Genomic DNA, 12,573 nt, shown 5'->3' with positions numbered 1-12,573 from the left:
TCCTACTCAAAAATTAAATAGCCATCATCGATCTGGCTCTTGGCGAGAATTTTCTTATCTTTTTGTTGCAGATCAAGAAAACTATATGGCTCTTCCTCCAACTGCAGTGGCATTTGATCTAGAGCTCTTTTGATATAAGACGCTTTCTCAAGACGTTTTCCAAAAAGACTATAGACCTTTTTTCCATCCGTCACCGGTGGTTTTGGTGTCACACTCACAGCCCCTTTTTGGTCCGCTAGCTTCAATAGGTCACAAAAATATTGCGCTGCTAAATCTACCTTTAAGGTCCATGATTGTCCTGAATAGCCCATCACAGGAAATAGATTTGGCAAGCCAGCTAACATGACCCCTTTATATGTAAAAAGCTCAGCTGTATTAACAGGCTCATCATCTTTAAAATATTCAAAATGCTTTTGAATCTTCAAATTCAACCCTGTTGCAGCAATAATGATATCTGCCTCTAAATGATTTCCAGATTTTAATTGGATGCCCGTATCTGTAAAGGCTTCAATATGGTCCGTAACCACGGACGCTTTCTCTGTTAGCAGTGCTTTAAAAAAGTCACCGTCCGGCATGAAGCACAACCTCTGTTCCCAAGGGTTATAGTGGGGGTTGAAATGTGTCTCCACATCTATTTTCCCTTCAAGATGCTGTGAGGCTTGTTCCATAAGGTAACGGCGTACGCGTATCGGGAATCGATCACAGGCCCATAATAACAACCGCATTTGAGTCAGTATTTTTTTCCGAATGACAGCATGCGCCCATTTCTGGGGGAGGAAGGCTTTGATAATTTTATGGGATAAAAATGACCCGGGGACAGACATCATATAGGTGGGGGAGCGCTGCAGCATGGTCACGTGATCAACCTCATGAACCATATTCGGCACGATAGTGACCGCTGTTGCTCCGCTGCCAATCACGACAACCTTTTTATCTTTATAGCATAAGGCGTCGGGCCAAAGCTGTGCATGAAAAAAATCCCCCTTGAAGCGCTCTTGTCCTTTAAAGTTTGGAAGATAGGGCTTCTCATAATCATAATAGCCAGTGGACGCGATCACATAACGTGCCTCATAAAGGTATTCTTCCCCCGTTTGAACATTCTGAACTGTTACATGCCAACATTTTTGAGCGCTTACCCAGTTGGCTTTCTTAACGCAGTGCTGAAAATCAATTTTAGGCCGCATCTTAAAATCATCAACCGTTTCATTTAGATACGAAAGAATGTCTGCTGCTGGTGAGATATCTTTTGGCTTATTCCATGGTTTAAATTTATACCCAAATGTATACATATCCGAGTCTGACCGAATGCCTGGATATTTATATAAATCCCACGTCCCGCCCAAATTTTGTCGCGTTTCAATCAATCGAAAACTCTTATCTGGGCAATTCATAGATAGATAAGCCCCATATCCAATACCGGATATGCCCGCACCAATAATTAAGACATCTAGCTTTTGCATAATTAACCCTCTTCCAGCAAATATACTGTGCATCAACCCTCTCTGATTGCAAGCCAAATAAATCTAGATGCCGCCTATCTTTTGAAGGCTATTTACACTATATAGGTGTGAATACCCAAAATTAGAGATTTGAGAGGCCGTCATGAAAACCATCCTTGTATTTGTTGCAACCCTAGTACTAACTTTTAATGTTCAAGCTTGGGGGCAGAATGGCCATAGAATTACAGGGGCGATTGCGGAGATGTATCTCTCTGAAGAAGCCAAGGCTGCCATCAAGGAAATCTTGGGGGGCGAAAGTCTTGCTGAAGCCTCAACATGGGCGGATTTCATGCGCTCTAGTAAAGAAGATTTTTGGAAAAAGTCGGGTCCCTATCATTATGTGACGGTACCCAAAGGCAAAGTCTATCTGAATGTTGGCGCGCCTGAACGCGGTGATAGCGTAACCGCTCTAAAAATGTTTTCTGCTGTCTTAACTTCAGAAAAAACCGCCCTTGCCGATAAGCAACGCGCTCTCAGATTTATCGTCCATATTATTGGAGATTTGCACCAACCTCTTCACGCTGGGGATGGCACGGATCGTGGCGGCAATGATTTTAAAGTAAAATATTTCGGCCAAGACTCTAACCTGCATCGAGTATGGGATACGCAAATGATACAGGGTCAAAATCTTTCTTATAGAGACTATGTTGAATTTCTCAAAAACGATTACACTGAAGCCGACGTGAAACGCTGGTCAGTAACAGATCCGAAAGTTTGGATTGGAGAAAGTACGAAGATCAGAGATACCATCTATCCAGAAAGCACTAATCTTTGGTATAGCTATGCGTATAAGCATAGAGCAACTATGAACAAACGCCTGACCATGGGCGGCGTTCGTATCGCGGCTTATTTGAACGAATTATTCGCATAAAATAGAGAGGCCGTTTACTTTTCTGCTAACTCTTTTAAACGGCCTAAGAATTTTTCTTGCCACATGGCCTTCGCATTCTCGGCAAAGGCTGCTGATTTGCGCATTGCTTTCATGGGATTTTCACCCTCACCGTGCCACGTATATCGCCGGCTCATAGTGAGACTCACGACTGTTTTATTGCCTCGCTCATTCAAATGAATTACGGCCGAACCTGTTGAGGATTCCCCTCTAAATTTTGAAGGTGAATTCACGATTGCCAATAACTTTTCAGGAATGAGCTTTGTCACTTGAATGAAAAACTCCTGTCCAGGATATAACCTGAGAACTTCACCTTCTGCGCCCTTCTCGCCGCTTACGTAGGACAATTCAAACTCATACATCCATGCAGGAAGGTTTTTTACAATGGGCCAAATGGCGGCAGAATTTCGATCAATCGTTATTTCATAATACGACGTATAGACATAGGACAAGCCATCAGCCTCTTCGACGATTGTGTCATCAGCATAGGCCGAAAAACTAATAATGGTCATAAAAAGTAGTATAGCGCGAGTAAACATGTCCGCCTCCTATCATGAAACTATTGATTAACTCTATAAAGAATATTGCGGGTGAGCAAACGTTGCAAAATATCAACATGGCCTGCAAAAACTTCCCCCGTAAAGGGCTCTTCTTTTGCCATGCTGTCGATTAAAGTCAAATCTGAAAAGTCTAAATCGAATGAGACAACACCAATTGAAACGCAATATCTGTGCGGCTGTTTCGAGGGCGTGAACATTATTTTGACAGAAGGATCTTTGATCACCCTAGACTTATTTTCAATTATGCTTTTAGCGAAGTCCGCTTGGCTCTCATCTCTATCATCATCAAATTCATCATCAGGATACTCATCCTCCGTCTGCACGGGGGCGCAAAAATAGTGCAGCAACCACTGCACAAAATCATCCTGATCAAAGACATCTGTCATAAAAGACTTTAAGTCATCAATATGATCGGGCGCGACTTGAAAAGGGGCTGCAGTTCCAGATAAGTTTTGACCCATATACCGTGAAATGTCAGAATTATGTTCTTCAAGATACTGGCCGAAATCAATCAACATCTCGGATAGAGAGGGTCCTAAGAAGCCAACAGAGTAGGTCATGGAAGGTGCGAGGCTAACGCCTTGATGTGCAAATTTTGGGGGGATGTAAATCACATCACCTTCTGTGACAGTGATGTCCTCGCCTTCAAAATCATCCTTTAATATTTTTAGAGAAATCTCTTCAATATACTCTTCCTTCTTAAGGGGGGTATGTGCAACTTTCCAGCATCTCTCGCCTTTGCCTTGGACTAAGAATACATGATAGCTATCTGTGTGGGCACCCACTGTACCGCCTTTGGGCGAAAAGCTGGTCATTATATCATCGAGTAACCAGCGCGGAGAAAAATTGAAATGCTTTAGAAGTTCTGCTGTCGCCCTGTGATAGAGGTCAACATTCTGGACAAGCAAGCTCCAGTCTTTCTCCCCTAAATCAGCAAAGTCTTCCTCCTCAAAAGGCCCATGATGACATGTCCATTCAAACTGCTTTTCCCCTTTACGCACAAGACGCGACTTAATTTCTTCTTCCATAGCAAGCCCCGCGAGATGATCTTCATCGATCAAGGACCTGATCACCGTTGAAGGGATCATACCGCGCACCACAAAAGGCTTTTTATTCCAATAATTGCGGAAGAACTCTTCGGGTGTTGGCAAACTATCTAGAATGATTGACATGGAAATGGCCTCATGAAAGTAAACGATATTCAGGTTTTATTTATATAGAGCTATATTCAACTTACAAGATATCAGATATAAGCTGTATCGAATTCTTTAGAACATCGTTAGAGAAAAGAGTAGTCACATGGAAATCACTGTAAATTTTTTAGATAATCTACGACTTGAGGCCAAGTTTGATGATTTCACTGTTATCACTGATCAACCCATACGGTACAAAGGAGATGGAACCGCCCCTAGTCCTTTCGATTACTTTCTTGCCTCGTCAGCGCTGTGTGCCGCTTATTTTGTCAAAGTTTATTGTCTTGCTCGCGATATTCCAACTGATGATATCCGCGTCTCTCAAAATAACATTATCGATCCAGAAAACCGCTACAATCAAACTTTTCAAATTCAAATCGAATTACCTGAAAGTATTTCTGAGAAAGACAGGGAAGGCATTATCCGTTCTGCTGATCGCTGCACTGTAAAAAAAGTTATTCAACAAACCCCTGATTTTAAAATTGATCCCGTTGATAATTTAGAGGATGCATCGCTGCTAGAAGACTATGCGAGCGACGGCACTACTATGATTGTCGGTAAAGATTTGCCATTAGAGCAAACCATTTCTAACATGACGGCGATCCTAACAGATCTTGGTATTAAAATTGAAGTGGCTTCTTGGCGTAATATTGTTCCCAATGTCTGGTCACTGCATATCCGCGAAGCTGCTTCTCCTATGTGTTTCACCAATGGCAAAGGCGCAACAAAAGAAAGCGCATTATGTTCTGCTTTAGGCGAATATATTGAGCGTATGAGCTGTAACTTCTTTTATAATGATTATTTTTTTGGCGAAGAAATTGCGAACAGCGCCTTTGTTCATTATCCCAATGAAAAATGGTTCCAAGCAGGCCCCGAGGATGCTTTGCCCGAAGGGCTGATGGATGAAAGATGCTTGCAGCTCTATAATCCTGATGGTGACTTAAGGGCCTCTCATTTAATCGATACAAATTCAGGCCGCGCTGACCGCGGAATTTGTGCCCTACCCTTCACCCGCTCTTCAGATCAAGAGACCGTCTATATCCCCTCAAATTTAATCGAAAATTTATTTCTCAGCAACGGTATGAGTGCTGGCAATAATTTGAATGAGGCAAAGGTCCAATGCCTCTCAGAGATATTTGAGCGTGCAGTGAAACGTCAAATCATTGAAGAAGAAATTATTCTGCCTGATGTCCCAGCAGATATCTTAAAAAAATACCCTTCAATTCAGGCTGGCATTGAAGAACTTGAAAACAAAGGCTTCCCTGTTTTGATCAAGGATGCCTCCCTAGGAGGTAAGTTCCCCGTGATGTGTGTGACCTTGATGAACCCGAAGACCGGCGGTGTTTTTGCCTCTTTTGGAGCCCATCCAAGTCTAGAAGTGGCCCTGGAACGCTCCCTCACTGAATTACTCCAAGGCCGCAGCTTTGAAGGGCTTAATGATGTCCCGCCACCAACCTTCAACAGTCAGGCAGTGGCAGAACCAAATAACTTTGTAGAACATTTTATCGATTCTACAGGAGTTATTTCATGGCGGTTCTTTAGTGCAAAACAGGATTATGAATTCTGCGAATGGGACTTTAGCGGCACAACAGAAGAAGAGAATGATCGCTTGATGACGATCCTCACCGAACTTGGGAAAGAGGTATATGTGGCCGCGCATGAAAACTTCGGTGCTGCTGCATGCCGTATCTTAGTGCCCGACTATTCAGAAGTATATCCCATAGAAGATCTCATTTGGGATAACACTAATAAAGCGCTGCTCTTTAGAGAAGATATTCTCAACATCCATTCCTTATCTGATGATGCGTTAGAAGCCTTGCTGGAACGCTTAGAAGAAGAAGAGCTAGATAATTATACAGTGATCGCTGAGTTAATCGGCATTGCATTTGATGAAAATACAGTATGGGGCAAGCTTGATATTGGTGAATTGAAAATCCTCATTCACTGTGCCTTAAAAAACTATGAAGAGGCCCTGGAAATTGTCACAGATTTCTTAACCTTCAATGAAAATACCGTCGACCGGGTTTTATTTTACCGCGCCTTAAATGCTGTACTCGATATTACCTTAGACAACGACCTAGAGCTTGATGATTATAAACACAACCTAGGCCGCATGTACGGTGCCGCAATCATGGAAAATGTTATTGGTTCAGTTACGGGCGATGTGAGATTTTATGGCCTTACAAAAACAAGCATGAAGCTTGAAGGACTAGACAAGCATCTCAGGTTAATAGACAGTTATAAAAAATTACATACTGCACGGGGTCTAGAGGGTGCTGTCTAAGAAACCATAGAGCCTCTAGTAAACGAAGGAATATGATATGGCTTTTCATAGATTTCTGAAACGTTTTCTATATATTTAGCTGTTTATTTCTCACTCTAGAGAAGGCGTTCGAAGAGACTATTAAACCAGACATAGGTGTCAAATAAATATGCAGCAAGAAGAATGCTGCAAACATTGATGGTAAGCGCTAGAATAATTTTCCGTAGTGTCCAATATCTATTTAAATCATCCTCAGCGTCCAGGGTCTCAAGAAAACCTTTGTCTGAAGCCAAGAGTTGATGTTCCGGGCCGACTTCCAGCAAAGTCTTTCTCCAATTCTCAGTATGTAAATAATTCACGACGGCAATTCTGCGGTTTGAAACATAAGAAGGAATACTCGCAGAAACGCAGAGCGCCAAAAGAAAGGATAGAAATTTCACCGTTTGCCAATTCAATAGCCAAAAATCTGCCGGTTCAGGAAAAAACAAATCTAATCCCCACCAGGCTGCACCTAAATGAAATAATATCCAAGGTATCATCACAGCATACTTAAAACCCTTAATCATTCTCACCGAATACTCATCAACCCAAGTATGGTCTTGCACGGCTCTCTCGAATTGCTTTCTTCGTTTGGCTACCTCTTCTTCACGGGTTATCTCAGCTTGTGCAAGACATATCTCTCTGTTTGCCGTGATATAATCTGCACAGCCTCTACCATAAGCATTGCTCATTTCTTCCCCTTCAAAAGGGCTATGGGCAATAGCAACAACTTCATCCTTCTCATCAAAATCAAAATTGACATTTGGCTCTGCTCTAAAAGTGAAAGTAAATCCCTTAGTTTCGTGCCGAATGCAAAAAGAAGTGTGGCACTCTTCATCAACACCTGCAGCATACGCCATATCCAACATATACTGAGAAGTTGCCCCCACGAGATCTGCTTCATCCATTCGAGCAAAAAAACCATCGATTATTAACTGTCTTATTTGAGTATCGAAATAATCGTTAGGGACGCATCTATATGTAAGACTACCATCTTCGTTTAAAGTATAATCATAGTTGGCTACATCAGAATCTACATTACGGCCCCAGCCATATGCAAACAACCTTTGCCTCTGTAGAGAGTCATAATGTTGTCGATCTTGCTGATCCAAAATGCTGCGCCGGCAATCAGGGCAAAGCTTCCAAAGATTACCGGAGTAATTACAATAGTAATAGTCATCGCAACGCTCACAATTTCTCATATGGGACAAGAGTCATACTCAATTTATTGTTTAGAAATCTTTCACAGTTTATGTGTTGCATTTTTTTAGGCCCGACATCAACCCCTTTCTAGGCGATCGTTCTTCAGGTGCATCGATCCAAGTAAATCCTAAAAAGCGCAGTAATTACAGACCCAAGTTTTTGCATGTCTTTAAATACACTTTACAACCTCAGGACAGTGCCATAAATATGCATTCTATCGCTACTCGCTCCGTGCACATTATAAATAATATAACATAACACTCTACCTTCAAGGCGGCACGTCTTACCGCAAAATCATTGTATTTCTATCTAATTCATAAGAGATGGCAGCATAGACATGCCGCTCGCTTTTTGTGGCTATAAAAATAATTTATCAGAGACTTCACAGAGGGTAACATGACGATCAATTCTACATTCAAGACACTCGCAATAATCGCTCTTTTAAGCGGGGTTAGTAGCCATGCTTCAGCAGACAGCAATAACCAATCAGAGGGCAAAGCTCCAAAAGCAGCCAGTTCCGAAGTAAGCCACAAATTCTGGAATAGCTTCTTCGATTTGACCTCCCTTAAAACCAGCTTTATTGACACAACACCAGAAGACAAAAACGATGCTATTCCTGTTGGTAAATTGGGCGTTGACGGCGGCGATAAAGATATGATTGTCAAACTAGCAAATGAGATGGCAGAAGGTAAATTTGGGGATTTCGACAGCCTGCTCATCGCACACAGAGATAAGCTAGTTTTTGAATCATACTTCAGGCGGGGACGCATAGACCTACCCCACCCACAGTCATCAGCTACTAAAGCTTACACAAGCATGGCTATTGGTCGTGCCATCCAGATGGGGTACCTATCGATGGCTGATCTGAACAAGCCTGTGATTAGCTTTTTAAAAGATCTCGACCCTACAAAACTTGTTGAAGGCACTGAAAATATCACTCTTCACAAAGCGATGACAATGACCTCTGGTCTAAAAATCAGTGATGAGAGCAAGAAAGAATATGAAACCAGCCCAGACCTTTTAAAAGGTCAAGGTCTTGTTCAAGCCTTTCTGACAAATACAGCGCCTATAACCAAGGCGTCTCAAACACATGACTATAAACCTTATGACCCACAGATCGTGATGCAAGTGCTGGATGCTGTCGTGCCTGGATCTGCCGAAAATTTCATCAAAACCGAGCTTTTGGATAAGATCGGAATAGAAAATTATGGCTGGCGAAAAGATGCAAGTGGCCTGCCGCGCGGCCCCAGCGGATCAAGCATGACATCTCGAAACATGCTGAAGTGGGGTATGCTAACAAAGAATAAGGGCAAGTGGAACGGCACGCAGCTTGTTGGCGAAGACTTTATAGCCAAAGCAACAGGAAAAATCATCGAAATTAACGAAGATGACATCTTCTTCACCACTGAAAATATCACCAAACCGGGCTATGGGTACTATTGGTGGCAGGCTGACATTAAAATTGGTGACAAAAGCTATTTCACCACTTCAGCCCAAGGGGGCGGCGGCCAATATATCATTCTCATTGATGAGCTGGATTTAATTATCGTAACCACAGCACACGCCAGAAACATCAGGCCTTTGAAAGTCACAGCCAACGAAATTCTGCAAGCTTTTACACAGTAAGTTTCTAATCTCAAAATTCCAAGCATGGCGGAGGCGCTCAGATGAGTGCCTTCGCCTAAATTAGGTGTGAGGAATTTTCTCAACTTGTTCACGCTGATATCGTTCTTCCGCTTCTTTTTTTTGACGCACTATCTTTGGTGTCAATATAGGCTTACGGCCATATCGGCCTTCTGTAATGATCTCATAATAAAGCATGGCTTAACTCCTTTTCCATGAGTATTTATTTTTCACTTACTACACCTCCTTTTTAGTGCTAGTTAGTCAGACTATATACAATCCTATATCTGAGTAATTAATTGAGATGAGCACAAAAATTAAAAGGTCTGGTACATTTACAGACAACATGAAGCTACCGATCCATAGATGGTTTAGGTATTCGGCGGGATTTTCTGCTGAATGGGTAGAACAAGAAATTATAAAATATCAATCCGATACGGGTAATGATGCAATTCTTTTGGACCCCTTTTTAGGTTCTGGCACAACTTGCTTTGCTGCTGATACGTTAGGCGTGAAATCTTTTGGTTTTGACGGACACCCTTTCGTTACTCGTGTAGCAAAAGCCAAATCGTGTTGGCATTTACCAGCAGAAGATTTTCTATCACATTGTCAAAGTATCCTATCTTTAGCCGAAACATACTCATTTAATACAACCCGACATGAAACCAACCAATTACTTGGAAAGTGTTATTCACCAGGTGCGCTACAAAAACTAGATTATCTAAAAAAAGCATATGAAGATCTATGTACAAATGATGCTGTTTGGAGGTTAGTATGGCTCAATATAACATCCATAATTCGCGCCTGTAGTCATGCAGGAACAGCTCAATGGCAATATGTTTTACCCAATAAATCTAAGTCAAAAGTAATAGACCCTTTTGATGGTTTTTGGGCAAAAGCGCTATTGATGAGTGAAGACATGAACCATGTCCAGCACATAGGGTGGAAACCAAACTGTAAAATTGAAGAACTTGATGTTAGACAATCTATTCATGCAAACAAATGTAATTTAGTGATTACATCTCCTCCATATCCCAATAATTTTGATTATGCCGATGCTACAAGATTAGAAATGACATTTTGGGGAGAAATAGATGGATGGGGTGATTTAAAAACAGCCGTCCGCCCATCTATAATGCGCTCATGCTCCCAACACTCTGCTGGAGACAAGGTGATTTTAGATGAATTACTATCTTCTGCTGAACTTGAACCAATTAAAGATGATATTTTTAAAGTTACTAAAGCTCTTGATGAAATTCGTCATACTAAAGGCGGAAAAAAAGCGTACCATACAATGATCGCAGCATACTTTTACGACTTATCAAAAATCTGGCTAAACATAAGAAATGCTACTGTTGATGGTGCAAAGGTATGTTTTGTAATAGGAGATTCCGCACCATATGGCATTCATGTTCCTGCAGAAAAATGGCTTGCTCAAATAGCATTACATCATGGTTTCAAAGGGTTTTCTTTTGAAAAATTACGTGATAGAAATGTTAAGTGGAAAAATAGAACCCATACAGTCCCACTGCATGAAGGACGACTTTGGGTAGAGGGATAATATAATATGGCTAAGTCTCCCATACACACTTTAGGGCAAGAAATAGGACTTTTCCTTGAACAAGCAATGCTTCCCGTGTTTCAAAGTGTAGCTGATACCAATGGATTTTATTTGGACTTTGTTGGTAAAGACAGGCCTGCTAGAAAAGGTAAAAAAGTAAAATGGGAAGATATTTACGGCAGCTCTCATGATTTAGACTTCCTAATTGAAAAAAATGGTTCAGATACTAATATGGGACAACCTGTTGCCATAATAGAAGCTGCATGGCGAAGATATACAAAACACTCAAAAAATAAAGCGCAAGAAATTCAAGCTGCTGTATTACCAATAGCTGATAAATATTCTCATCTGAAGCCCTTTTTAGGGGCAGTAATAGCAGGAGACTTTACGGCACCGTCCCTTAAGCAACTTAATGCAAGCGGCTTTAATATTATCTATTTTAATTATGCTAATGTGGTTAAAGTTTTTTTAAAATTTGGTGTAGACATCTACTTTGACGAAGACACTGAGGATGATGATGGCTGGAAAAAACTGGAGGCATTTAGAAAATTAACAAGTTCCAAAAAAGATGCTGTTACAACAGAACTACTAAACCTGCATGAAAAAGAGATAAACTCTTTCACGTCCAAATTAAAAGAAGCACTCGATAGACAAATTAAACAAATCTTTATATCCCCCCTCTTTGGTGAGAACTATTCTTTCACTGACATGACAAATGCCAAAAAATTTATTTATGATTACAATTCTGAGCCAAATAATGAAGAACTCACCTTCGCAAAATATCAGATTGTTATTCATTATACCAACGGCGACAAACTAGAAGGCTCTTTCAGGTCAAAAGATCGTGCTATTTCTTTTTTAAATAGCGTCCTCCACTAAAATAACAATCACATAAAATATACATTTCTCACTATTATGCTTCTAAGCGTTGGTTTTACTGGCGTTCTGATTTAGGCCGACAGCACTGCTCGAATAAAATATACTTTCTTCATACTTAAACTAACGAAAGTACGTATTATGAAGCAAGCAGCAGTATTAACAGACACACAATTTAAACGGACATTAAAGATCATTGCAACAGGCCGACATGCAGAGAGAAATCGTATCATAGTGCTTTTATCTCATTGGTCAGGTATGCGCGTTGGAGAAATTTCTCAATTGCTGGTGAAGGATTTGTTAAATCAAGACGGGACTGTAGTAGACCAATTGCAGATTAACCCCGCTTACACGAAGGGGCATGTCACTCGCCGTATTTTTATAGGAACTAAGCTTCGTGCGGAGTTGACACGGTACATAAAATGGCTTGCAACAGACAAAGAGGTTAATCTGGTATTAAACCAGCCCCTTATTCAATCTCAAAAGAGCCAGAAGCCATTTTCACAAAATAGCCTCAGCTTATTGTTTAAAAGACTATATATCGCAAGTGGCGTACCCACTGCTTCAAGTCACAGCGGGCGTCGTCACTATATATCCAAGCTAGCTCACTCGGGTGTAAGTGCTAAAGTTATCATGGAACTCGCTGGACACAAGCACCTTACAACGACACAGCGATATATCGACGTTACAGATCAGATGAAGGCTAGTGCTGTTGAATTACTTTAGATAATAGCGCGTGAGACTATTTTTGAGAAATTTTCTCAAAATAATATTCACATGTTAACAATCCATTCAGAAATCTATTAGAGAAACTGCAATTTCTCACTAGCCGCAAAAGCCCTATTTTGCTACCCATGTAAACAATAT

The 12,573-nt window shown here is 41.1% G+C and carries 11 protein-coding genes; 6 read left to right on the top strand and 5 right to left on the bottom strand.

What is annotated here, in order from left to right; genetic code table 11:
• Nucleotides 1–2: 2 nt before the first annotated feature.
• The gene (locus tag QGN29_RS05935) at nt 3–1,460 is read right to left on the bottom strand and encodes a flavin-containing monooxygenase (RefSeq protein WP_310799776.1); all 1,458 of its coding nucleotides are present in this window, start codon (nt 1,458–1,460) and stop codon (nt 3–5) included.
• Between the two features lie 142 nt (nt 1,461–1,602).
• Between QGN29_RS05935 and QGN29_RS05930 the strand changes: the two genes are divergently transcribed.
• On the top strand, nt 1,603–2,370 hold the full coding sequence (locus QGN29_RS05930; RefSeq protein ID WP_310799775.1) for a S1/P1 nuclease: 768 nt from the start codon (nt 1,603–1,605) through the stop codon (nt 2,368–2,370).
• A gap of 14 nt (nt 2,371–2,384) precedes the next feature.
• Here the strand turns inward: QGN29_RS05930 and QGN29_RS05925 are convergent, their stop codons facing one another.
• Both QGN29_RS05925 and QGN29_RS05920 read right to left on the bottom strand, forming a co-directional pair.
• Nucleotides 2,385–2,927 (bottom strand): SRPBCC family protein, encoded by a 543-nt coding sequence (locus QGN29_RS05925; RefSeq protein ID WP_310799774.1) that lies wholly within the window; start codon nt 2,925–2,927, stop codon nt 2,385–2,387.
• 20 nt (nt 2,928–2,947) lie between these two features.
• Nucleotides 2,948–4,120 (bottom strand): cupin domain-containing protein, encoded by a 1,173-nt coding sequence (locus tag QGN29_RS05920; protein ID WP_310799773.1) that lies wholly within the window; start codon nt 4,118–4,120, stop codon nt 2,948–2,950.
• Nucleotides 4,121–4,247: 127 nt separating this feature from the next.
• Here QGN29_RS05920 and QGN29_RS05915 point away from each other — a divergent pair, with 127 nt between their 5' ends.
• The gene (locus QGN29_RS05915) at nt 4,248–6,425 is read left to right on the top strand and encodes an OsmC domain/YcaO domain-containing protein (protein WP_310799772.1); all 2,178 of its coding nucleotides are present in this window, start codon (nt 4,248–4,250) and stop codon (nt 6,423–6,425) included.
• A gap of 95 nt (nt 6,426–6,520) precedes the next feature.
• Here QGN29_RS05915 and QGN29_RS05910 read toward each other — a convergent pair whose 3' ends face one another.
• Entirely contained in the window at nt 6,521–7,507 is a 987-nt protein-coding gene (locus QGN29_RS05910) for a hypothetical protein (protein WP_310799771.1), read from the bottom strand.
• Nucleotides 7,508–8,042: 535 nt separating this feature from the next.
• Between QGN29_RS05910 and QGN29_RS05905 the strand changes: the two genes are divergently transcribed.
• Nucleotides 8,043–9,272 carry a serine hydrolase domain-containing protein gene (locus QGN29_RS05905; RefSeq protein WP_310799770.1) on the top strand — a complete coding sequence of 410 codons (1,230 nt, stop codon included), beginning with the start codon at nt 8,043–8,045 and terminating at the stop codon, nt 9,270–9,272.
• Between the two features lie 60 nt (nt 9,273–9,332).
• On the opposite strand, the gene QGN29_RS05900 is transcribed toward QGN29_RS05905, so the two are convergent.
• Nucleotides 9,333–9,467, bottom strand: a complete 135-nt coding sequence (locus QGN29_RS05900; RefSeq protein ID WP_310799769.1) for a hypothetical protein — start codon at nt 9,465–9,467, stop codon at nt 9,333–9,335.
• 106 nt (nt 9,468–9,573) lie between these two features.
• On the opposite strand from QGN29_RS05900, the gene QGN29_RS05895 reads away from it, so the two are divergent.
• The 3 genes from QGN29_RS05895 (at nt 9,574) to QGN29_RS05885 (ending at nt 12,432) form a co-directional block, all read left to right on the top strand.
• On the top strand, nt 9,574–10,830 hold the full coding sequence (locus QGN29_RS05895; protein WP_310799768.1) for a DNA methyltransferase: 1,257 nt from the start codon (nt 9,574–9,576) through the stop codon (nt 10,828–10,830).
• 6 nt (nt 10,831–10,836) lie between these two features.
• Nucleotides 10,837–11,709 carry a hypothetical protein gene (locus QGN29_RS05890; protein WP_310799767.1) on the top strand — a complete coding sequence of 291 codons (873 nt, stop codon included), beginning with the start codon at nt 10,837–10,839 and terminating at the stop codon, nt 11,707–11,709.
• Between the two features lie 138 nt (nt 11,710–11,847).
• Entirely contained in the window at nt 11,848–12,432 is a 585-nt protein-coding gene (locus QGN29_RS05885) for a tyrosine-type recombinase/integrase (RefSeq protein ID WP_310799766.1), read from the top strand.
• Nucleotides 12,433–12,573 lie beyond the last annotated feature (141 nt).

This window comes from Temperatibacter marinus, from assembly GCF_031598375.1.
Taxonomy (GTDB): domain Bacteria; phylum Pseudomonadota; class Alphaproteobacteria; order Sphingomonadales; family Kordiimonadaceae; genus Temperatibacter; species Temperatibacter marinus.
Note: the sequence above shows the minus strand (reverse complement) of the source record. Positions and strands in the feature narration are given on the sequence as shown.